General features: G+C 64.7%; 24 protein-coding genes. 13 read left to right on the top strand and 11 right to left on the bottom strand.

Annotation, left to right across the window (positions count from 1 at the left end; all coding sequences use genetic code 11):
• Positions 1–4: 4 nt before the first annotated feature.
• The gene (locus AC07P1_RS28500) at positions 5–670 is read left to right on the top strand and encodes an alpha/beta hydrolase (protein WP_494699087.1); all 666 of its coding nucleotides are present in this window, start codon (positions 5–7) and stop codon (positions 668–670) included.
• Between the two features lie 145 nt (positions 671–815).
• Here the strand turns inward: AC07P1_RS28500 and AC07P1_RS28505 are convergent, their stop codons facing one another.
• The 5 genes from AC07P1_RS28505 to AC07P1_RS28525 are packed head-to-tail and all read right to left on the bottom strand — an operon-like array spanning position 816 to position 4186.
• Complete coding sequence (locus tag AC07P1_RS28505; RefSeq protein ID WP_494699009.1) at positions 816–1826, bottom strand: serine hydrolase domain-containing protein; 1011 nt, start codon at positions 1824–1826, stop codon at positions 816–818.
• A 60-nt stretch (positions 1827–1886) separates the two neighbouring features.
• Complete coding sequence (locus tag AC07P1_RS28510; RefSeq protein ID WP_494699010.1) at positions 1887–2711, bottom strand: DUF429 domain-containing protein; 825 nt, start codon at positions 2709–2711, stop codon at positions 1887–1889.
• Positions 2712–2763: 52 nt separating this feature from the next.
• Positions 2764–3288, bottom strand: coding sequence for a PIN domain-containing protein (locus AC07P1_RS28515; protein WP_494699011.1), 525 nt, complete (start codon positions 3286–3288; stop codon positions 2764–2766).
• Positions 3288–3596, bottom strand: coding sequence for a hypothetical protein (locus tag AC07P1_RS28520; RefSeq protein ID WP_494699012.1), 309 nt, complete (start codon positions 3594–3596; stop codon positions 3288–3290). The genes AC07P1_RS28515 and AC07P1_RS28520 overlap by 1 nt, the downstream gene beginning before the upstream one ends.
• Positions 3597–3631: 35 nt before the next feature.
• A complete protein-coding gene (locus AC07P1_RS28525) occupies positions 3632–4186 on the bottom strand; it encodes a carboxymuconolactone decarboxylase family protein (RefSeq protein WP_494699013.1) in 555 nt (184 codons plus the stop codon).
• 125 nt (positions 4187–4311) lie between these two features.
• On the opposite strand from AC07P1_RS28525, the gene AC07P1_RS28530 reads away from it, so the two are divergent.
• Complete coding sequence (locus AC07P1_RS28530) at positions 4312–5643, top strand: aspartate aminotransferase family protein (protein ID WP_494699014.1); 1332 nt, start codon at positions 4312–4314, stop codon at positions 5641–5643.
• Between the two features lie 133 nt (positions 5644–5776).
• On the opposite strand, the gene AC07P1_RS28535 is transcribed toward AC07P1_RS28530, so the two are convergent.
• Genes AC07P1_RS28535 through AC07P1_RS28550 form a run of 4 tightly spaced genes read right to left on the bottom strand, consistent with a single transcriptional unit; the run spans position 5777 to position 10470 of the window.
• Positions 5777–6628 carry a fumarylacetoacetate hydrolase family protein gene (locus AC07P1_RS28535; RefSeq protein WP_315220794.1) on the bottom strand — a complete coding sequence of 284 codons (852 nt, stop codon included), beginning with the start codon at positions 6626–6628 and terminating at the stop codon, positions 5777–5779.
• Between the two features lie 31 nt (positions 6629–6659).
• Positions 6660–7583 (bottom strand): 2OG-Fe(II) oxygenase, encoded by a 924-nt coding sequence (locus tag AC07P1_RS28540; RefSeq protein WP_494699015.1) that lies wholly within the window; start codon positions 7581–7583, stop codon positions 6660–6662.
• A gap of 4 nt (positions 7584–7587) precedes the next feature.
• Entirely contained in the window at positions 7588–8964 is a 1377-nt protein-coding gene (locus AC07P1_RS28545) for an MFS transporter (RefSeq protein ID WP_494699016.1), read from the bottom strand.
• Between the two features lie 48 nt (positions 8965–9012).
• The gene (locus AC07P1_RS28550) at positions 9013–10470 is read right to left on the bottom strand and encodes a KamA family radical SAM protein (RefSeq protein ID WP_494699017.1); all 1458 of its coding nucleotides are present in this window, start codon (positions 10468–10470) and stop codon (positions 9013–9015) included.
• Between the two features lie 236 nt (positions 10471–10706).
• On the opposite strand from AC07P1_RS28550, the gene AC07P1_RS28555 reads away from it, so the two are divergent.
• Positions 10707–11180, top strand: a complete 474-nt coding sequence (locus AC07P1_RS28555; protein WP_494699018.1) for a cache domain-containing protein — start codon at positions 10707–10709, stop codon at positions 11178–11180.
• 64 nt (positions 11181–11244) lie between these two features.
• The gene (locus AC07P1_RS28560; protein ID WP_494699019.1) at positions 11245–12924 is read left to right on the top strand and encodes a methyl-accepting chemotaxis protein; all 1680 of its coding nucleotides are present in this window, start codon (positions 11245–11247) and stop codon (positions 12922–12924) included.
• On the opposite strand, the gene AC07P1_RS28565 is transcribed toward AC07P1_RS28560, so the two are convergent.
• Complete coding sequence (locus AC07P1_RS28565; protein ID WP_494699020.1) at positions 12826–13413, bottom strand: DNA-3-methyladenine glycosylase; 588 nt, start codon at positions 13411–13413, stop codon at positions 12826–12828. The two genes, AC07P1_RS28560 and AC07P1_RS28565, sit on opposite strands and share 99 nt — an antisense overlap.
• Positions 13414–13674: 261 nt before the next feature.
• Here AC07P1_RS28565 and AC07P1_RS28570 point away from each other — a divergent pair, with 261 nt between their 5' ends.
• From AC07P1_RS28570 to AC07P1_RS28595, 6 genes are all read left to right on the top strand, one after another.
• The gene (locus AC07P1_RS28570; RefSeq protein WP_494699021.1) at positions 13675–14541 is read left to right on the top strand and encodes an HDOD domain-containing protein; all 867 of its coding nucleotides are present in this window, start codon (positions 13675–13677) and stop codon (positions 14539–14541) included.
• Between the two features lie 15 nt (positions 14542–14556).
• Entirely contained in the window at positions 14557–15777 is a 1221-nt protein-coding gene (locus AC07P1_RS28575) for a hypothetical protein (RefSeq protein ID WP_494699022.1), read from the top strand.
• A gap of 317 nt (positions 15778–16094) precedes the next feature.
• On the top strand, positions 16095–17273 hold the full coding sequence (locus AC07P1_RS28580; RefSeq protein ID WP_494699023.1) for a tetratricopeptide repeat protein: 1179 nt from the start codon (positions 16095–16097) through the stop codon (positions 17271–17273).
• Positions 17274–17289: 16 nt separating this feature from the next.
• Complete coding sequence (locus AC07P1_RS28585) at positions 17290–17979, top strand: GNAT family N-acetyltransferase (RefSeq protein WP_494699024.1); 690 nt, start codon at positions 17290–17292, stop codon at positions 17977–17979.
• 149 nt (positions 17980–18128) lie between these two features.
• The gene (locus AC07P1_RS28590) at positions 18129–18470 is read left to right on the top strand and encodes a type II toxin-antitoxin system RelE/ParE family toxin (protein ID WP_494699025.1); all 342 of its coding nucleotides are present in this window, start codon (positions 18129–18131) and stop codon (positions 18468–18470) included.
• Positions 18445–18744, top strand: a complete 300-nt coding sequence (locus AC07P1_RS28595) for a helix-turn-helix domain-containing transcriptional regulator (RefSeq protein ID WP_494699026.1) — start codon at positions 18445–18447, stop codon at positions 18742–18744. The genes AC07P1_RS28590 and AC07P1_RS28595 overlap by 26 nt, the downstream gene beginning before the upstream one ends.
• 60 nt (positions 18745–18804) lie before the next feature.
• Here the strand turns inward: AC07P1_RS28595 and AC07P1_RS28600 are convergent, their stop codons facing one another.
• Positions 18805–19305: a DNA-deoxyinosine glycosylase gene (locus tag AC07P1_RS28600; protein WP_494699027.1), complete on the bottom strand. Its 501-nt coding sequence runs from the start codon at positions 19303–19305 to the stop codon at positions 18805–18807.
• A gap of 129 nt (positions 19306–19434) precedes the next feature.
• On the opposite strand from AC07P1_RS28600, the gene AC07P1_RS28605 reads away from it, so the two are divergent.
• The 3 genes from AC07P1_RS28605 (at position 19435) to AC07P1_RS28615 (ending at position 21363) form a co-directional block, all read left to right on the top strand.
• Positions 19435–19872: an Mpo1 family 2-hydroxy fatty acid dioxygenase gene (locus AC07P1_RS28605; RefSeq protein ID WP_494699028.1), complete on the top strand. Its 438-nt coding sequence runs from the start codon at positions 19435–19437 to the stop codon at positions 19870–19872.
• Positions 19873–19951: 79 nt separating this feature from the next.
• Positions 19952–20872 carry a DMT family transporter gene (locus tag AC07P1_RS28610; RefSeq protein WP_494699029.1) on the top strand — a complete coding sequence of 307 codons (921 nt, stop codon included), beginning with the start codon at positions 19952–19954 and terminating at the stop codon, positions 20870–20872.
• Positions 20872–21363, top strand: a complete 492-nt coding sequence (locus AC07P1_RS28615; RefSeq protein ID WP_090317400.1) for a GNAT family N-acetyltransferase — start codon at positions 20872–20874, stop codon at positions 21361–21363. The genes AC07P1_RS28610 and AC07P1_RS28615 overlap by 1 nt, the downstream gene beginning before the upstream one ends.
• The last annotated feature ends 191 nt before the right edge of the window (positions 21364–21554 follow it).

A 21554-nucleotide genomic window follows, 5' to 3' on the forward strand; every position in this document is an offset into this window, starting at 1 on the left:
CCCCATGAGCACGCTGCTGCAAACGATCGAAAAAGAAACCGGCGCCAATCCGAGCGTCGCCATCATCTGGATGCACGGCCTGGGCGCCGACGCCAACGACTTCGCGCCGATGCCGCAGGAGCTCGACCTGCGCGGGCTGCCGGCGATCCGCTTCGTCTTCCCCAACGCCGAGACGATGCCGGTCACGGTCAACGGCGGCTACGTCATGCGCTCGTGGTACGACATCGTCGCCAGCGACCTGGGACGGCAGGAGGACGAGGCGGGCCTGCGCGCCTCGCAGCTGAAGGTCGAAGCGCTGATCGCACGCGAAAACGCGCGCGGCATACCCACCTCGCGCATCATCCTGGCCGGCTTCTCGCAAGGCTCGGCGATGACCCTGCAAACGGGCTTGCGTCAGAAGGAAAAGCTGGCCGGCATGATGTGCCTGTCGGGCTACCTGCCGATCGCCGCCAAGGCCGGCGCCGAGCACACCAAGGAAAGTCTGGCCACGCCGATCTTCATGGCGCACGGCCGCATGGACCCGGTGGTGCCGCTGGCGCGCGCCGAGCAATCGCGCGACGCGTTGAAGCAGCTCGGCTACGACGTCGAATGGCACGAATACCCGATGCAGCACTCGCTGTGCCAGCAAGAAATCGTCGACATCAGCGCCTGGCTCAAGCGCATTCTGTAAAGCAACTCTGGGGTCAGGTCCACCATTGCTACACGGGTTCATCAGTAACGGTGGCGGATAGCGCAGCGCGCGGTTCAGCCGGCTCGTTTAGACCCGCTACCGCACAGTTCGTGTAGCAATGGTGGACCTGACCCCGGAGTTGCCGTTAGGTCATGGCGGCGTCGACCAGTTGTTCCCACTCCGGCTCCACGCGGTCGGAGTTGGATAGCAGGATGATCGACAGGCGCTGCGCCGGCAGGCGCAGCAGCAGCGTGCGGAAGCCCCACAGTCCCCCGCCGTGGAAGACCACATCCTGGCCGCCGCGCCGCGTCCACTCCAGGCCGAAGCGGTAGTCCGGCACCGTGCCGTCCTCCAGCGGAGACGGTTGCAGCATCGCATGCAGCAGGCTGTCCGGCTGCGCCCATTGGCGGTGCCATTCACGCTCCCACAACACCAGTTCCGCCGTGCTCGCATACATGCCGCCGTCGCCCACCGTATTGGCGTTGCCCAGATGCTGACGGTAGCCGCCTGGGCGCGCCTCGTCGATCTCGTAGCTGGCCACCCGCTGCGGCAGCACGGCGCCGCGATTGTCGTCGAAGCCCATGCGCGTGATCCCCAGCGGCAGCAACAGCGTTTCGCGCACGTGGCGCGCCGCCGCTTGCCCCGTCAACCGTTCCAGCAACGCCGCCAGCAGGATGTAATTGCTGTTGCTGTAGCGGTGCGCGCTGCCGCTCGGGAATGCCACCGTATCCATGCGCGCGATCAGCGCCAGGATGTCGGCGTTGCGGAAGTAGTCGTCCTCGTGCCGACCCGGCTGGCACTGCAGAAATTGGAAATAGTCGGGAATGCCGCTGCTGTGGTTAAGTAGGCTGCGCAACGCGAACGGCTGTTCGAAGCCGGCCAGCTCCGGCAAGTGGGCGCAGACATCGTCGTCGAGACCGATCGCCCCCGCCCGCACCTGCGCCAGGATCGCCGCCGCCATGAACTGCTTGGATTCGGACGCGAGGTAGTACGCCGACCGGGCCGACAGCGGCACCTCCAGCTCCAGCGACGCCAAACCATGATGCAGCTCAAAGGCGATCTCGCCATTTTGTACTACCACGGCGCTGAAACCGGGGCCATCCGGCGGTAAGGTGGACTGCAACCGCGAGAAATAAGAAGATAAAGAGGATGTCATCTCGCTATTCTAGCGCGAGCTAAAAACATCTCACGGGGCAAGTTGGCGGCAAATTAGAGTTTAGGTGGCGGCGACTTTTGAGAATGGATCGCGTGGCTGGGAAAAATACTCAGTTGGTACCCAAATGGCCGAGTCATGATCACCAAATGGCCTGGCGCGATGTTCGATCACGCAGATCCCAACCCAAGCACACACGATCGCATCGAGCCTGTCCTCAAATGCTTTGAGCGCGCCGCCCCTTGTGGTTGGAGGTGGGGGAGGCATGAGATTTGAAACGCCTTCGATTTCCTTATCTAATAAGCCGATGATATAAGACCACTGATCCAGCAAAAGGGAGCGTCGCTTACCAAGCTCCACATCCGGCCAGTATTTCCCAATTTTTTGAGATTTATAGGGCAGTCGCTTGGGTGCTTGCGCCAATTCAACGAGCGCTGGATGGGGATAGACTTCAATTAGCCCCGGCGATCGAATTTCGCCTGTCAGCAATGGATAGCCGGCGTCTGTAAAAGCTGCTCGAAGCTGGTCACTGATTGCCCCAGGCCAGACGCTCGTTGGCGAATGGGTAGAACAATGCCTCGCCCCGTAAGCGCGCGATATGGCATCGTCCGACAAGCGCCGTGCCGTGATCGGGACGCGCGAAAGCGGCATATCGATTGCGACCAGGTCAACAGGTGCTTCTGCCTTTTCTGCCGCTGCAGAGAGCAGGTCGCGGGCATTCGGCGAACTGCCAGCAGGCTTTAAATGGCTTCTGCCCTTGATAAAGCACGAGTAGGAAGCCTCCACCGCCAACAGGCGCCATCGCTGGCCTTCGTTTACCGCGACAGCAACGCCACTGGGTTGGGTTAGCGACCATGCGGCATCAATGCCAAGTATTACGCGCTTCACTTGTAGCCTCTTTAGTCCGTAGCATTTTCGGTCGTCTGGTTCAGCGCTAGCGCTACACCGTGCCTGCTGCCTCGCGCATGTGCGTGAAATTGATGGCGTCGCCACCAGCCGAGACAGCGGAAACGTATAAGTCGAGATCGTCAGTCAACAACAAGGTATTGGCCTGTACCAAAGAAGTCAGACCGGCATCGGTCAACCCTAGCCGCGCAAACAGGTCGGCATTGATCGCCGCGCCATCCACATCGCAGGACTTGAGCGAGCCGGGCTTTTCCAAACAAAACAAGGGATAAAGCCGCAACCACATTTCATGTCTCAGCCCGCCGCCGATGATCTGTCTGGCCAAATTGCTCGTCTCCGCCAGTACATGCTGCGTAGTGAGAATTTGGCCAAATCGGCCAACAAACTGGCATACCAAGTCCGCATCCTCGACGCCATATTTGGACAAACGCTTTTGGCCTATGGCCGATGGCAACAAATTCCCAAATAGGTATAACAGCAAGACATTGGTATCGATAAGGATGCCACGAGCGCCATGTTTGCTCACCCACTTGAGCAACTGTTGCTCCAGGCTGAGCATTACGACACCTGCCGAATATCCATTTTGACAAACTGGCCCGATGCTGCATCGATAAAGACTGTTTTATAAACGCGCTGTTCGATTTGGCTGGGCGCCGGATTAAAAAGCGCGCCGATATTGTTCAGCATCGGCATAGCCACCACAGTGTGCCGTAAAAAACCCAGCGTTACCGCCCAAAGCTCACGCCCGTTGTCCTGGACCTTCTCGATCTCCTCCAGCGCCATCCCTTTCGGAGGATCATCCTCGTATAACTCAAGCAACGCGTCCTTGGCGGCTTTGACCGCCTCCTTCACATTGATTTCCGTCATGACGAACTCCTTGAACGTTGTGTGACAGTATAAAGCTAATCCGGCAGCGGCACGGCCGCCGACGCCGGCACCTCCGTTTGCGCCGCGTTCATCACCATCGCCAAAAACGTGTAGTACCCGTTGATCCCCATCAAATCGACCACGCCGTGCTCGCCGAACATCGCCAGCGCCGCCGCGTACGTGTCGTCGTCGATCCGTTGGCGCTGGTGCAGCATGACGCAAAAATCGTGCACCAGCGCCTCGTCCGGCGCCATGCCGTCGGGACGCCGGCGCGCCGCGATCGCCGCGATCACGCCGTCGGCGATGCCGTGGTCGCGCGCGATCGGCTCGTGGATCGCCCACTCCACCTGCTGGCTCCATTGGCGCGCCGTCACCAGGATCGCCAGCTCCGTCAGCCGCGTGCCGATGGCGCTGCGGTAGCGCAGGTACTCGCCCATGCGCTGCGCCGCCGCCATCAGCTCCGGACTGCGGATCAGCGGCACGAAAGGCCCGTACAACGCGCCGCGCGGGCCGTCGATGACCGCCTGCGCCGCCACCTGCTGGCTCGCGCTCATGTGTGCGAAGGGAATCGGCCCCAGTCGATCGCTCATATCATTCTTCCTTGTGGCTTTGGGAAACAATTTACTTATGTTCAGGCATTTATCAAGGGAATACAAGCCGATCGGCGCTATCTTCTGCTGTCGGTCACACTCTTCCCCACGCCAGAAAGGACGCCATGAGCCACATCATCCACCGCAACCTGCGCCGCCCGCCGCCGCTGGCCGTCAGTGCCTCCGGGCTGACGGTGCGCGACAACCGAGGTAATAGCTATCTTGATGCCAGCGGCGGCGCCGCCGTCTCGTCGCTGGGCCACGGCCATCCCGACGTGCTGGCCGCGATGCACGCCCAGATCGACCGCAACGCCTACGCCCACACCGCCTTCTTCACCTGCGAACCAGCCGAGGAACTGGCTACCCGTCTGGCCAACGACGCTCCCGGCGACCTCAATCACGTCTACCTCGTCTCTGGCGGCTCGGAGGCGATGGAGACGGCGCTCAAGCTGGCGCGCCAGTACTTCGTCGAGGCGGGAGACACCGAGCGCAGCGTCTTCATCGCCCGCCGCCAGAGCTATCATGGCAACACGCTCGGTGCGCTGGCCATCGGCGGCAACGAGTGGCGCCGCCGCCCCTTCGAGCCGCTGTTGATGAACGTGCCGCGCGTGTCGCCCTGCTACGAATACCGGCACCGCCCCAAGGACCAGAGCGTCGACGACTACACCGACGGCCTGCTGCGCGAGCTGGAGGCGCGCATCCTCGCCGCCGGGCCGTCGCGCGTGATCGCCTTCTGCGCCGAGACGGTGGTCGGCGCCACCTCCGGCGCCGTGCCGCCCACGCCGGGCTACTTCCGCGGCGTGCGCCAGCTGTGCGACCAGTACGGCATCCTGTGGATCGCCGATGAAGTCATGTGCGGCATGGGCCGCACCGGCACGCTGTATGCGTTCGAGCAGGAGGGCGCGCTGCCCGACCTGGTGGTGCTGGGCAAGGGCCTGGGCGCCGGCTACCAGCCGATCGGCGCGGTGCTGGCGCGCGAGCATATCGTCGACCGCCTGCGGGAGGGCAGCGGCGCGTTCCAGCACGGCCATACCTACATGGGGCATCCGATCGCCGCCGCCGCCGCGCTGGCGGTGCAGAAGGTGATCCAGCGCGACAACCTGTTGGGCGAAGTGACGGTGCGCGGCGCCAGCTTCCGCCGCATGCTGCGCGAGGCGTTCGGCGAGCATCCGCACGTGGGCGATATTCGCGGGCGCGGGCTGTTTATCGGGATGGAGCTGGTCAAGGACCGCGAGAGCAAGGCGCCGTTCGATCCGGAGCTCAAGTTGCATGCGGCGATCAAGGAGCAGGCGATGGCGGTGGGGTTGATGGTGTATCCGATGGGCGGCACCATCGACGGCCGGCTGGGCGACCATATTTTGCTGGCGCCGCCGTTTACCAGCACCGAGGCGGAGTTGGCGGAGATTACCACCAGGCTCGCCGATGCGGTCAAGCGGGCGTTCGCCAGTGTGTTGTGACTCGACGCCGCGTATTTCGTCATGCGCCGTCGGCGGCGCTTGGCGGATTACGCTGCGCTAATCCGCCCTACGTGTCTCCGCGTTTACGCATATGTGCCGGCCGCCGCGCAGGGCGGCCAACACGATATGAGCACTACCTGGCTTGCCAGGCGATGACGTCCTGCTGCTGTTCGCCCAGGCCGGCGATACCCAGGCGCAGCGTGTCGCCCTTCTTCAGGAAGCGCTGCGGCTTGCGCGCCTGGCCCACGCCCGGCGGCGTGCCGGTGGCGATCACGTCGCCCGGCTCCAGCGTCATGAACTTCGACAGATAGCTGATGATCTGCGCCACCGAGAACACCATCGTTTCGGTGCAGCCGGTTTGCATGCGCTTGCCGTTCAGATCCAGGTACAGATCGAGCTTCTGCACGTCGTAGATGTCCTCCTGCGTCACCAGCCACGGGCCGATAGGGCCGAAGGTGTCGCAGCCCTTGCCCTTGTCCCATTGCGTGCCCATCTCCAGCTGGAACGCGCGCTCCGAGACGTCGTTGACCACGCAATAGCCGGCCACGTATTTCAGCGCGTCCTGCTCGCTGACGTACTGCGCGCGCGTGCCGATCACCACGCCCAGCTCCACTTCCCAGTCGGTTTTCTTCGACCCTTGCGGCAGCATCACCGGATCGTCCGGACCATTGACGCAGGTGACGGCCTTCATGAACACCACCGGCTCCTTCGGCGGCGGCATGCCGATTTCGGCCGCGTGGTCGGAATAATTGAGGCCGATGCCGATGAATTTACCGACGCGCGCGACCGGCACGCCGTAGCGCGGATTGCCGCGCACCAGCGGCAGCGACGCCTGCGGAATTTTCTCCAGCTTGCGCAGCGCCTTCGGCGACAGCTGCTCGGCGCCGATGTCGGCGATCACGCCGGACAGGTCGCGCAACTTGCCTTCGTCGTCGATCAGGCCTGGTTTCTCTTTGCCGGGACGGCCGTAACGCACAAGTCTCATACAGTTCCTTGGTTAAGATGTCTGCGACATTCTAACCGTAGCGCCCCTGCCTCAACCATTTGTTGGCGATGATCTTGGTGCCGCTGACCACCGGCGCGCCGCCGTGCAGGGTCTGGCGGTCCGGCTGGTGGTTGGCGTCGGTGTTGAGGAACCACAGCGCGTTGCCCTTTTTAGGGAAAACTTCCAGCCCGATGCCGGGGAAGACGGTGCCGCCGCCCTGCTCGACGTCGCTCAGATAGAGGATGAAGGTGGCCAGGCGCTGGCCGCCGCGCTGCAGGTGGCTCTGATGGCCGCTGCTGTCCGGGTCGAGCCAGTCGAAGTGCGGCCGGTACTCCTGCGTGCTGTTGTACTTCTGCAGCTGGAACGGCTCGCCGCATTCGGCCGGCCAGTGCGCCAGCGCCGCCAGGCGCCGCTCGATGCGCTCGGCCACCTCGGCCTCGCCGCGCTGGATGAAGGCCATCTCGCTGGTGCGGCCCTCGTGCACCACGCTGGCGCCGTCGGCCTCGCCGGTGACCGTCGAGCGGGTGTAGCGCGTGCCGCAATGGGCGACGATGGCGTCGCACTCCTCCATGCTGAGCACATTGCCGAGCAGGATCACCTGCGGCTGTTTGAGCACGAACAGCAGCTCCACCTCGCGGTCCGGGGCGGCGACGCGATTGCGTTCGATGTCGATGAAGGGCATCTGCTGCGGCGCCACGAAGACGCTCCGCGCCGCCACTGGCTCACTGACGCCGGCGCCGCCATCGGCCCGGGCCCGCATGCGCAGGGCTTCGTCGATGGCGGCGCTGGCCGCGGCCATGCTGTACTGGCCCGAGCGGGCCATGCTGTTCGCCATATCCAGCGGGCTGCACGCGCGCGCCAGATTCTCCGTGATCCAATCCTGCCAGCTGCGCGGCAGGGAGGTGAACGCGTTGTCCGCGCTGTTTCCGTTCTGGGCCTGTTGAAGTTTGGTCATCGCGTCATGGAGGGCTGGTCGCCGGGTTGCCGGAATGGAGATCCATTCTACCGGAACCCGCCGGCCGTCTCCAGTGCCGCCACACGAACCATACCAATCCGGGCAGCTGCAGCAACACCAGCACCGCGAAGCCGACCTGGTAGGCCTGGGCCGGGTACTGCTGCATCAGGTTGGGCCGCCAGCAGCCGACCACCATGCCGAAGCCCGCCTGCACCGCGAACGCGCCCAGGAAAATGAGCAGGTTCAGACAGGTCGCGGCCCGGCCCGTCAAGCTGGCGGGCAGGTTCTGCGCGATGATCGCGTACTCGATGCCGGTCACCGTGCCCACCAGCGTAAACAGCACCGACAAGGTCTGGAAGCTGGGCGACCAGTTGAACACGAAGCCCAGCTGCACCAGGATGAACAGCGCCACGCCGGCCGCCGCCACGCGGATCGGCGGCACCCCGCGCCGGCCGGCCCACTCAGTGATCATGCCCACCGCGATGGCTCCAAAGATGATAGCCGCCATGCTCAGATACAGCAGGTAGCCGACCGCCTCGTCCGAAAAACGCGCCACGTCGGTCAGCCAGCGGCTGATCCACAGCCCCTGCATGCCGAAGAACACCGTATGCGGGATCAACACCAGCATGGTCGCCTCGCGGAAGGCCGGATGGCGGTACACCTCGCCCATCGCCGCCAGCACCGGGCCCCTGCCCGACCCTTGGGCCGGAGTGACCGGCTGCGACGGCGTCAGCATGCGGATCAGCAGGCCGGTGGTCACCGCCGCCACGGCCAGCACGACGAACAGGCCGCGCCAGTCCGTGTAGTGCAGCGCCAGGCGCACCGGCAACGTGGCCGACGCCGCCCCCAGGCCGCCGACGGCGATCAGGTAACCCTGCACCGACGGCATGCGCGACGGCGCGATCCAGGTCGAAATCGCCTTCACCGCCGACATGAAGCAGCCGCCCACGCCCAGGCCGATCACGGCGCGCGCCACCAGCAGCTCGGCGAAGGTGTCGCCGCCGGAAAAGGCCAGCGCGCCCACCGCCGCCACGATCAGCATCGGCAGCTGCACCTTGGCCGGTCCCCAGCGATCGAGCGCGATGCCGACCGGCAGCTGCACCAGCGCGAAGGCGAAAAAGAAGGCGCTGGTCAGCAGCCCCAGTTGGCCGGGCGTGAGCGCGAGCGCCGTCACCAGTTGCGGCGCCACCGTCGCGTTCACGGTGCGCATCAGCGCCGACAGGAAGTGGCCCAGCGCGAACGGCAGGAACACCAACAGGAATACCGCGCTTCCCGACAGTTTGGGCGCCGGCGCCCCCAACCCGCGAACCGGAGGCGCGGGGTCGGCCCCCGTACGCGGTCCGACCCCTGTGGCCGCATTGCGGGTCGGGGGTGGCGGCATGCACACCAGGTCCTCCCGCGTCCGTTCCCCGGTTAGCATGGCGTCACCCTATGCGGCGTTCGGTGCGCTGCAACCGGCCGACACCGCGGCGGCGGCGGCCTCCTGCCGCGCCGAGATCAGCGGGATGACCTTGCGCTGGCCGGGCGTCTCGATGCCGTACTCGCTGCGGCTGCCGCCCTCCTCCTCGAAGAAGAACTTCTCCTTGCCGAAGGCCGGTTTCAGATGGTCCATCCAGGTCGCGTTGGGATCGTATTTGGCATAGAACGGACGGCGCACCCAGTTCGGATTGCGGGCTTGCAGGAACTGCAGCGCGAAGACCTTCTCGCCGCCGATGGTGACCACGCCGTCGATCACCACCTTGCCGGGGAAGGCGCTCATCGACGGCCCGCGCACGGTGCGCGCCAGGCCCGACACCATCTGGTAGGCCTCCTGGAAGATCTCGTGCGCGCGCGCCAGCGGCAGCTCGAAGTACTCGCGCGGGCCGGTGTCGCGCTCGACGAACATGTAGTAGGGGATCGCGCCCAGGCGCACGCCGGTCTGCCACAGCTCGGCCCAGCTTTTCGGGTCTTCGTTGATGTGGCGGATCAGCGGCCCTTGCATGCGCAGGGTGGCGCCGGTGCCGACGATGCGCTTGACGGCGAGCTGGGCGATCTCCGAGCGCAGCTCCACCGCGTGGTTGTAGTGGCCCATGATGGCCATGTTCTTGCCGCTGGCGACCACCCGTTCGAAGAGGCGCAGCAGATCGTCGGCGTCGCGGTCGGTCACGAAGCGCTGCGGCCAGTACGCCACCGACTTGGTGCCGATGCGGATGTTCTGGATATGCGCCAGCTCCGGCACCAGCAGCGGCTCGATGTAGGCCTCGAGCGAGCGGGTGTTCATGATCAAGGGATCGCCGCCGGTGATCAGCACATCGGTCACCTCCGGATGCAGCTTCAGATAGGCCGCCAGCTCGTGCGACTCGCGGGCGTCGAACTTCATGTCGTCCATGCCGACGAACTGCGGCCAGCGGAAGCAGAAGGTGCAATAGGCGTGGCAGGTCTGGCCGGCGCTGGGGAAGAACAGCACCGTCTCCTTGTACTTGTGCTGCAGGCCCTTGACCGGCGCGTCGTTCACGCGCGGCACGTTGTGCGTCATCTGCCCGGCCGGATGGGGATTCATGCGCATGCGGATCTTGCGCACCAGTTCGGCCATCGCCGGCGGGTTGGCGTGGCCCAGCACCAGGTCGCGCAACTGGGCGTAGTCGTCCGCCTGCAGCATGTCCTTGTGCGGGAACACCAGGCGGTAGATCGGATCGTCGGGGATGTTGTTCCAGTCGATCAAATGGTCGAGCACATATTCGTTGGTGCGGAACGGCAGCACATGCGACACCACCTGCACCGCCTCCTGCAAATCGGGCGGTATCCATTCCCACTGGCGCGAGTTGGCGATGGTCTGGCGGATGAAGGGTTTGAACTTCGGCGCCTGCGCGGCGCTTGGGGTCCCGGACGAAATCAGGTTGGTGGTCATGGCGGTTTCCTATCGCTTTTGTTGGGTGGCGGAAACTGCATGCTAGGCTGCCCACGGGCCATTGAAATTGCCTAAAATCAAGTGACGCTTGGAAATATTTAAGGACTGGGCGCAAGCGGCAATAAAACCACGGTCGTAATTGCCATGCGGCCACACCTTGCGGCAGCGCAATCCCGGCGACCGGGGCGGGCGTAAAGTTTAGCCGAGCAATCCCCCTCACCTGACAAGGACCCACCATGAAACCGCACTTCGCGCACTTCGCATCGGCCGCCGTCGCCGCGTCCGCCCTGTTCAACCTGTCCGCCGCCCACGCCGCCGAACCGACCGAGAAAGACGCCATCGCCATGGCCGAAAAAGGCGCCGCCTTCATGAAGGCCAACGGCAAGGAAGCGATGATCAAAAAGATCAGCGCCAAGGACCCGGACATCATCCAGGGTTCGCTGTACGTCGACATGCGCGACATCAACACCGGCATCGTGCTGGCACATCCGGTCAACCCCTCCATCGTCGGCAAGGACTTGACCGACGTGCCCGACGCCAGCGGCAAGAAATACCGCCGCGAGATCATCGAGCTGGCCGCCAAAAAAGGCAGCGGCTGGGTCGACTACCAGTACAAAAATCCGACCACCGGCAAGATCGAGCCGAAGACCACCTACATCCTGCGCGTCGGCGACGTCGTGCTGGAGGCAGGCATCTACAAGAAGCAATAACGACGCAGCGCGCCGCTTATCCACCAAGCTTCGCACGCAGCCCGCACCCACGCCGGAGAGCATCATGTTGAAGAAATTACGCATAGGTCCCAAACTGCTGCTCGCGCCCGGCCTGGTGCTGGTGCTGTTGATCGTCACCGCCGCCGCCGGCTACTACGGCATGGTCCGCCAGAACGCCTCGATGGAGAACCTGGTGCAGGTGCGCGCCGAGCGCCTCAAGGCGGCGGCCGACGTCTCCGGCGAGGCGCGCTACGCGCACGCCCACATCTACCAGTTGCTGGCCTGGGTCAACGGCAGCTTCGCGCAGTCGCGGCTCGACGCCCTGGGCAAGCAAATCAAGGCGCGCCACGCCGGCGTCGAGGCCGGGCTGCGCCGGCTGGGCGCCGAATCCGGCGTCAACGAGGCCGAGCGCAAGATCATCGAGCAATCGCTGCAGTCGTTGGCGGCCTACCGCAAGGCCGTGCTCGAAACGATGGACCTGGCGCAGATGGACCAGAGCATCGCCACCAACTCGATGGCCAAGGCGGAAACCCAGTTCCTGCAGCTCAACGACCAGCTGGCGAAAATGTCGGCGTTGCAAAAGCAGTTGAGCGAACAGGCGCACGACCGCGCCACCGGCGACTTCGCCACCCTCACCACCACCATGGGTATCGTCGTGCTGCTGTCGATCGCGCTGTCGCTGGGCGTGACGGTGGCCGTGCGCGGCGCCATGCTGCGCGACATCCGCGGCATCGCCGACGTGGTCGTGGCGCTGGCGGCGGGCCGCCTCGGCGCCGGCCGGCGCAACGACGGCCGCGATGAAATCGCCGACACCGCGCGCATGCTCGATCAAACCATGAGCAACCTGACGCAAACCTTGAGCACCATCCTGACGGCGGTGCGCTCGATCGACACCGCCGCCCACGAGATCGCCAGCGGCAACCTCGATTTGTCGACCCGCACCGAAATGCAGGCCAGCTCGCTCGAACAAACGGCCAGCGCGATGGACAGCCTGACCCGGGCGGTGCAGCAGAACGCCGCCAACGCCCAGCAGGCCTGCAAGCTGGCCGCCAGCGCCACCGACATGGCGCAGCGCGGCGGCGCCGCCGTGCAGCAGGCGGTGCAGACGATGACGTCGATCCGCGCCAGCTCGCGCCAGATCGTCGACATCATCAGCGTCATCGACAGCATCTCGTTCCAGACCAACATCCTGGCGCTCAACGCGGCCGTCGAGGCGGCGCGCGCCGGCGAGCAGGGGCGCGGCTTCGCGGTGGTGGCGTCGGAGGTGCGCACCTTGGCGCAGCGCTCGGCGGCGGCGGCCAAGGAAATCAAGACCCTGATCGCGGCCTCGGTGGCCACCATCGACAGCGGCAGCGCCTCGGTGCACCAGGCCGGCGAGCGCATGGGCGACATCGTCGACTCGGTGCGCGAGGTCAACGACATCATCGCCCGCATCAGCGACGCCAGCGCCGAGCAGGCGCTGGGCATCGCCGAGGTCAACCAGGCGGTCGGCCAGATGGACGACGTGACGCAGCAGAACGCGGCGTTGGTGGAACAGGCGGCGGCGGCCGCCGAGAGCCTGCAGGACCAGGCGGTGCACCTGTCGCAGGCGGTGTCGGTGTTCAAGGTCGGGCCGCCGGCGGCGACGCCCGCCGCCGGCGCGGCCTCAGGCGCGCATGGGCTTGCTCAAAAACCGCGAGCCGGCCACGCCGAAGCGCCACGGCAGTTCCATGGCTTTCGAAATGCCGATGCGCGGGCCGGCTAGCACGACGATCGGCTCACCGGCCGGCAACGCGTGATCGGGCGGCAGCAGCAGGAACGGCGGCGCGTCGAGCGGCAGGTTGTTGTGCCCGCGCGTCACGCCCAGCGCCTGGCATAGCCGCCCCGGTCCGGCGCACAGCAGGCGCTCGTCGTCCATGCCGCGCCGCGCCCGCATCAGGTCGAGCCCCGCCACCGGCTCGAGCGCGCGGATCAGCACCCCGGCGCCATGGCCCTCCTCGCGGCAAACGAAATTGAGGCACCAGTGCAGCCCGTGCGAGCGGTACACATAGCTGCGCCCGGGCGGGCCGAACATCGAGAAATTGCGCGGCGTCTCGCCGATGTAGCAATGCGAGGCCGGCTCCTCGCGGTCGTAGGCCTCGGTTTCGACGATGCGTCCGCCGACGCCGTCGACCAGCACCGTCGCGCCGATGAGCCGGCGCGCCACCTCGTGCGATGGCGCGGCGAAATTGATCCCTGCGATAACATTGGTCATGGGCGATATTGTAAAGGCCAATCTGGATCGCGCGACCACGGACGGGCTACTGAATCGTTATCGAAGCGACATCAAATTGTATCGCGGGCGAAAATTAACGACAAAATGTAGCTGGACAGCAATAATATTGGGAGAAATTCGCGCAACCGGCGCGCGCTTGCGGCGATAATATCGCGTACGCCTGCCCATTTGCACGCCTAACATTTGCCTGCGCCGGCCGTCCAACCCGGCCCTGGGCAGCCTTTACCCCTGAAGAACAACATGACGACAGTTGCAGCCCAAGCCATGCCAGTAGAAAACGCGGTGGAAGAAGCGCTGATGCGCTCCATCCGTATTCCTCCACGGCCAAGTCTGCTTGTCGACCTGCAGCGCGAGCTGGCCCAGTCCGACCCGTCGCCGCGCCGCATCGCCCGCATCATCGGCAACGACGTCGGCATGTCCGGCGCGCTGCTCAAGCTGGCCAACTCGCCGTTCTTCGGCGCCGCCCGCAAGGCCAAGTCGGTCGAACAGGGCATCAACTTCCTCGGCGTCGACCAGTGCGCCGCGCTGCTGACCGGGCTGCTCGCGCGCCAGGCCATCGAAGGCAAGGAATCGGACCTGAACGCGTTCTGGGAAGTGTCGGCGCGGCGCGCCCAGGCGCTGGTGTTCACCTCGCGCAAGCTGCGCATCGCCCCGCCGGACATCGCCCACACCTTCGGCCTGTTCTGCGACATCGGCGTGCCACTGTTGATGAACCGCTTCACCGACTACGCCGACACCTACGCCGACGCCTGCCACGAGGCCGAGATGCCGTTCACGGCCGTCGAGGACCAGCGCTACAGCACCAACCACGCCGCCATCGGCTGTCTGCTGGCGCGCAACTGGGGGCTGTCGCCGGACGTCTCCTGGGCGATTTTGCTGCACCACGACTACCGCGTGCTCGACGACCCGGCCACCGACGACGCCGTGCGCTCGCTGGTGGCGCTGTCGCTGCTGGCCGAAAAGGGCATCGAACGCTTCCACGGCCGCCCCATGTCGTATGAATGGGAAAAAGGCGGCGCGCTGGCCTGCCGGCACCTCGGCCTGAGCGAGGACGAAACCGCCGACCTGCTCGACGAACTGCACGAAGCCTTCCACCACGAACGATAAGACGACCACACCTACATGCCTAAGAACAAGCGCCCCGTACCGCGCAAATCCGCCAACTCCCCGGAACTCAAGGACGAGCAGCAAACCACCGAACTGTGCGCGCTCGCGCTGGACCTGTCGGACGGTGAATTCAACAACGATATCGTGGCCGAGAGCACCCGCGCCGAACTGGCGCAAAAGGCGCTCGACTTCCAACGCCTGCTGCGCAAGCTGCTCAACCAGGGCAAGGACGAGGTGCTGTACGGCGCCATCGAGCTGGCGCGCGACGAGTCGGTCGACGGCTACCGCTACCTGCGCAACGCCGTCGAGGAAGGCGCCGCCAGCCTGCTGCTGCGGCGCGAGGGCGCGCCCGAGATGGAGATCGATGCCTTCGCCATTCCGGTGTTCGTGCACAGCCAGGGCGGGCTCGACCCGGCCGCCGACTTCCAGGACGGCGACGCCTACGACGCGCTGCTCGCCAGCTTCAACGACGCCGGGCTGGAAAGCCCGAAGGCCAAGGTGGTGCTGGTCAGCCACGCCTACGACCTGACCGAGTTCGAACGGGTCAGCTACGGCCAGTTGCACAGCATGGTGCGCGAGGCGGCGCAGTCGCTGACGGAGAAAAAAATCACCGCCGCGCCGGCGCTCGAGCGCAGCATGGCGAACGGCTGGACACCCGTCGGCTTCGGCCCGGACGACAGCGCCGTCGAGTTGCGCTTCCTGCTCGGCTTCTCGCTCAAACGCGCCGACGACGCCTTCTACCAGGTGCCGGCCGGCGAGAAGGCGGCCGACGCCCACTTCGCCAAGCGCGCCGAGCGCTATCAAAAATGGACGGAGCAATATGGCGCGCTGGTGGCGCGCTGCCTGGGACGCGGCCGTGGCGCCGACCCGGCCCTCACGCTTAATTTCCTCTATCAGGACCTGTTCTTCGGCGCCCGCGCGCAAGGCCAGTCCGAGTACGACATGCTGCGCATCCTGTCCGAGCTCAACCAGGCGCTGGGATCGCACGCCCCGGAGCAGGTCAGCGCCATCATCGCGCCGACCGATGTCGATGATGAAATGCTGCTGCGGGTGCAACTGTCGGCCGGATCGGATGTGCTGGCCACGTGCGACAAGCCGCTCGACATCACCGCCGACCTTGAAGTGGAGGTCGACGACCTGCGCGACGCGCTGGCCAGCATCGGCATCGAAACGGTGTCGGTCGCGCTGCGCTTCGACGGCCAGGGGCAGCCGGTCGATGTGCGGCCGCTGGGGTGATTTTCATGCGCCGCCGGCGGCTCGTGGCCGATTACGGCGTGCCGCCTAATCCGCCCTACGTGTCTCCCCGCGTTTCACGCTCCTCTTACCATCGGATGCGCCGCCGGCCGTTGCCGGCGGCCGCTGTCTTGTGCGTTGACGCGGAGGCACGTAGGGCGGATTAGCGTAGCGTAATCCGCCACCGCGCCGCCCGCGACGCAACATGGATACTCGTTGACAGCACCGGATTAGCGGCCGATACTTTCCCCAAGCGGAACCCAGAGTCCGCTGCCTGGTGCGGCGCCGGCCTTGTGCTCCGCAGCAAAGGGAGACATGTCATGAAGCCATGGGCCATGCTCTGGTGCGCCGCCGCGCTCCTTGTCGGCGGCTGCGCCACCCAATCGCCGGCGCAACGCGCGCCCGCATCCGAACTATTCCACGACCAGCTGTTCAAGGCCCCCGCCGCGCCGATCGACACCAACGCCATCTTCGCCCTCAGCGACCGCATGCGCGACTACCTCAAGCACAACCTCGTGCATCGCGGCGCCGGCCAGGACGCGCGCCGCGCGCTGTTCGACGCGCTCTACACGCGCGACCAGCTCAAGCTCGAATACGACTCGGCCATGACGCGCAACGCCGCCGAAACCTTCGACGCGCGCGCCGGCAACTGCCTGTCGCTGGTGATCATGACGGCCGCGCTGGCGCGCGAGCTCAACTTCACGGTCCAGTTCCAGCAAATCCAGATGGACGAAAGCTGGAGCCGCTCGGGCAATCTGTACTTCGCCGCCAACCACGTCAACCTGGTGCTCGGCAAGAAACGCACCTCCTACCTCGACGGCTACCAGGTCAACAACGCGAACGCGCTGACGGTCGACTTCATCCCCATTCCGCCGAAGGCGCGCGAAACCGCCCGCCTGCTCGAGGAACAGACCATCGTCGCCATGTACCTCAACAACCGCGCCGCCGAACTGCTGTCGGCCGGCAGCATCGACGACGCCTACTGGGCGGCGCGGCAAGCCGTCCAGGCGGACCCGGCTTTCATGAACGCCTACAACACGCTGGCCGTCATCTACCAGAGCCACGGCGACCAGATGCAGGCCGAGCAGACCTTGCGCCACGCGCTGCGGTACGCGCCCAACAACACCATCTACCTGTCGAACCTGGCGCAGACGCTGGAGTCGCTGCATCGTCCGGCCGAGGCGGCGGCGGTGCGCGAGCGGCTGGCGCGGCTCGAGCCTTACCCGCCGTTCCACTTCTTCCACCTGGGCATGGAGGCCATGTATCTCGGCGACTACGTGCGCGCCCGCAACCTGTTCGAGCGCGAGCTCGAGCGCTCCCCCGACTACCACGAGTTCCACTACTGGCTGGCGGTGAGCCACTACCATCTGGGCAACCTGCGCGCCGCCGACAAGCACATGAAGAAGGCGCTGGAGAATAGCACCACGCGCGGGCAAAACGACCTGTACGCCGCCAAGCTCGACCGCATCCGCGCCTATGAAGCGAAAGTAATCAAGTAATGATATTCTGGAGGCAATGCAAAACAATGAGCTCCTCGACCGTATCTTCTGGCACACGCTGACCGGCGCGCACGCCCGCCACGCCAGCGGCGACGGCGGCGCGCGCCGCTATACCGCCGGCTTCTCGCCCATCCTCGCCTTCGCCGACAGCGCCGCGCCGGACTTCGACGCGCTGCTGCCGCACTGCGCGCCGGGCGAACACTTCTACTGCGAAAACTGGACCGGCGCCGCCCCGCCCGGCTGGCGCATCGCCGCGGAAACGACGATGTTCCGCATGGTGTGGGCCGGCGACATGCCGGCCGAGGATCCCGCGCCCGAAGCGCAGCCGCTGCAAGCGCACCACGCGCAGCAGGCGCTGGAACTGGCCACCTTGTGCAAACCGGGACCGTTCGGCATCCGCACCATCGAGCTGGGCGACTACTTCGGCTACTTCGACGGCGAGCGGCTGATGGCGATGGCCGGCGAACGCCTGCGCGCGCCGGGGCTGTGCGAGATCAGCGGCGTGTGCACGCATCCGGACCACCAGGGACGCGGGCTGGCCAAGCGGCTGATCGGCAAGCTGATCCGGCGCCACACGCTACGCGGCGACACGCCCTTCCTGCACGTGATGCGCGCCAATCCGGCGCACGAGGTCTATCTGCGCATGGGGTTCGAGGATTATCTGGAGACGGTGGTGCGGGTGGTGGTGCGGGAAGGCGCCAACTAAGCGAATCGCATCCACGCGATCACATAAAATCCCAAGGCGCTCAGACGCCGGCCAACCGGTCTACCTAAACCTCATGCGATGCTGAGCCACTCGGCCGATTTCAAATTCCACACATCTGGCCGCTTGCGAAAATTCGCCTATAGGCTAATATGTATCGTATACTCCATTATCTTGATGAGCATGGCAAAGACCACTATCAGGACTGGTTAGATTCGTTGCGTGATCGTAAAGCGAAAATTGCGGTCATTCGACGCGTCGCCCGTTTGGAGACGGGGCTGGCTGGCGATCACAAGTCCGTTCGCGACGGAATACAAGAACTTCGTATTGATGTCGGTGCCGGCTATCGAATCTACTACGCCTTCGTTGACCGAACGATCATCCTGCTTGCCTGCGGCGGAAACAAGCAATCGCAAGATCATGACATTGCTTCTGCGATCAAAATGCTGCGTGACTGGAAAATACGAAATGGAAAAGACACATCGCCCCCATGAGGAAGCGACCATCGCCATGTTTCGCGACGACCCCGCCCTCGCGGCGGAATATCTCAACGACGTACTCGAAAGTGGCGATGAGGTGGATTTGATGCTGGCACTCAGGACGCTCAGCAAGGCATTTGGTGGGATACAGGAAATAGCGCGACGGGCGGATTCCAATCCGAACACGATGTATCGCACTTTATCCAAACAAGGCAATCCTTCGCTCAAGACGTTGCGGGCAATATTGAATGCCATGGGACTCCGCTTGGCGGTTCATCCTCTCAAATAGCCATCCACAGGATGCTCAGCAACTGATGAATGATTTCTTTGCGGATGTCATCGATTGAAACTAGAGCAAGACTCTCCAGCGCTCCAGTTTCTCTGCCAATGTCAGCGAAGCATGGGCCGGCGATGTCGACGGCAACACCACCGCGCGATAACCCTCCGCCGCGAACTGCGGCGCGAACTTGCCCGAGGTCTGGCCGTTGAAGCCGACCGTCTCCAGCAACGGACACAACTCGCGCAACCGCGCGAAGTCGTTGGCCGCCGGCTTGCGGATCGCCGAGTCGAGACTGCCTTCGCGCTCGCACGCGCCCAGCACATCCCACAGCCCGAACCCATGCGCGAGCAGACGCGGCAACCGCTCGGCATACGGCAACGCCGCCAGCGGCTCCCCCGTCAACGCCGACAGGATCGGCCACAGCAAGTTGCGCGGATGCGCGTAGTACTGCTGCGCGGCCAGGGACGCGGCGCCGGGAAAGCTGCCCAGCACCAGGATGCGCGTGCGCGCGTCGATCACGGGCGCCAGGCCGGTCAGCGAGGAGGAGATTAAATCGGTGTCGTCGGGCATGCAGGCATTTTACCGGAGCCGGCCACGGCGCGGCGCCCGCACAAGCGACCTCGGCCGCAGGCCCGAAAAACGGGTGTAGAATTTACCGGCGGCCAGACCGCGCCATAAAAACAATCGCAGGAGACCACCATGCCGCAACCGCGCACCATCGATCTGTTGCTCGCCCAGTACAGCGAGAGCCATCTGAACCCTACCAACGAAGTGATCCACTTTATCTGCGTGCCGGTCATCGTGTTCACCTTGCTGGGACTGGTATGGGCCATCCATCCGCTGGCGGCCGTGGCGGTGACCGTGGCCTCGCTGATCTACTACTTCACCTTGTCCAAACCCTTCGCGCTGGGCATGCTGGTGATGGCCGCCGTCATGCTCGCCGTGCTGGCCGCGCTGCCGCCACAGGCGGTGCTGCCGCTGTCGCTGGCGATTTTCGTGCTGGCATGGATCGGCCAGTTCATCGGCCACAAGATCGAAGGCAAGAAACCATCGTTCTTCGACGACCTGCGCTTCCTGCTGATCGGGCCGCTGTTCGTGCTGGGCTTTCTGTACCGCCGCTTCCGGCTCGCCTACTAACGCGGTTGAGCCGGCGACGGGGCATCGTCAAAAAGATAGCCGCTAGGCAAGTTGCCAATAAGCCAGCTATACTTGTTCGATGTCCTCTCCATTGCTCTTCGTTATTGCCTGCCTGATCTGGGGCTCCACTTTCTTCGCCATCACCTTGCAACTGGGCGACGTCGCCCCGGCCGTCTCGGTGGCCTACCGCTTCGGCCTGTCCGCCGCCGCGCTGTTCGCCTGGTGCGCGGTGCGCGGCGACAAATTGATGCTGTCCTGGCGCGCCCAGCGCTGGCTGATGCTGCAAGGCGGCGCCACGTTCGCGCTCAGTTACATCTGCACCTATTCGTCCGAGCAATATCTGGTGTCGGGCCTGGTCGCCGTGCTGTTCGCGCTGATGGTGTTCTGGAGTCCCATCCTCAACCGCATCGTCTTCGGCACGCCGGTCAGCTGGCGCACCTGGAACGCCGGCATCATCGCCGTCGCCGGCGTCACCTTGCTGTTCTTCCACTCGATCCAGGGCGCGTGGCACGACATCATGACCGGCGGCGAAGGCCATTTCCTGCTAGGCCTGGGACTGGCCCTGACGGCCACCGTCGCCAGCACCGTCGGCAACCTGATCGTCGTCAAGGTGCGCGTGGAGTCGTCCAACGTGCTGCTGACGATGGCGTGGTCGATGATGTGGGGCACCCTGATCGTCGCGGCCTGGGCGCTGGCCACCGGCCAATCGTTCACCCTGTCGAGCGAACCGAAGTACTGGGGCGGCCTGCTCTACCTGTCGCTGTTCGGCTCGGTCATCGCGTTCGCCGCCTATTTCACCCTGATCCACCGCATCGGGTCGGACAAGGCCGTCTACATCACCGTCGTCACACCGGTGATCTCGGTGCTGTTGTCGATCCAGCTCGAACACTTCCGTCCCGGACCGCTGGAATGGATCGGCATGGTATTGTGTTTGTCGAGCGTCGCCTGGGCGCTCAAATCCGATTCCCCTGTTATAAAAGAAAGTGTAGAAGCAGCCTGATGAACAACTCCGACCTGACCATCCGCCCGGCCGAGCCGGCCGACGTCTCCGCCATTTTCGGCATGATCTTCGAGCTGGCGGTGTTTGAAAAACTCGAACACATGGTCGTGGCCAACGAGTCCATGCTGCACGAAAGCCTGTTCGGCGACAAGCCCGGCTGCGAGGCGCTGGTCGGCGAGGCCAACGGCGAGGTCGTCGCCTTCGCGCTGTTCTTCCACAACTTCTCCACCTTCCTGTGCAAAAAGGGGCTGTACCTGGAGGACTTGTACGTCAAGCAAGCCTGCCGTGGCAGGGGCTATGGCAAGCAGATGCTGGTGGCGCTGGCGCGGCTGGCGGTCGAACGCGACTGCGGCCGCTTCGAATGGTCGGTGCTGGACTGGAACACCAACGCCATCAAACTCTACGAGGGCATGGGCGCCACCGTCATGCCTGAGTGGCGCATTTGCCGCGTCACCGGCGAGGCGCTGACCGAGCTGTCGGCGCAGGCATAGACAATAAAAGGGCAAAAAAAATCCCACGCGGCGTAAGCGCCCGTGGGAGGAACCCGGTGTCAGTGGGAGGGAGATTGAATCAACGAGTTCACTATAGCCGCGCCGCCGGCGACTTACCTCCCGCCTTACAAAACCTTACCCAGCTTCAAATCTGCTTACATTTGCTTTACAAAAACGAGCAGCTTGATTTG

The organism is Duganella sp. GW821-FHT07F09 (assembly GCF_059418705.1).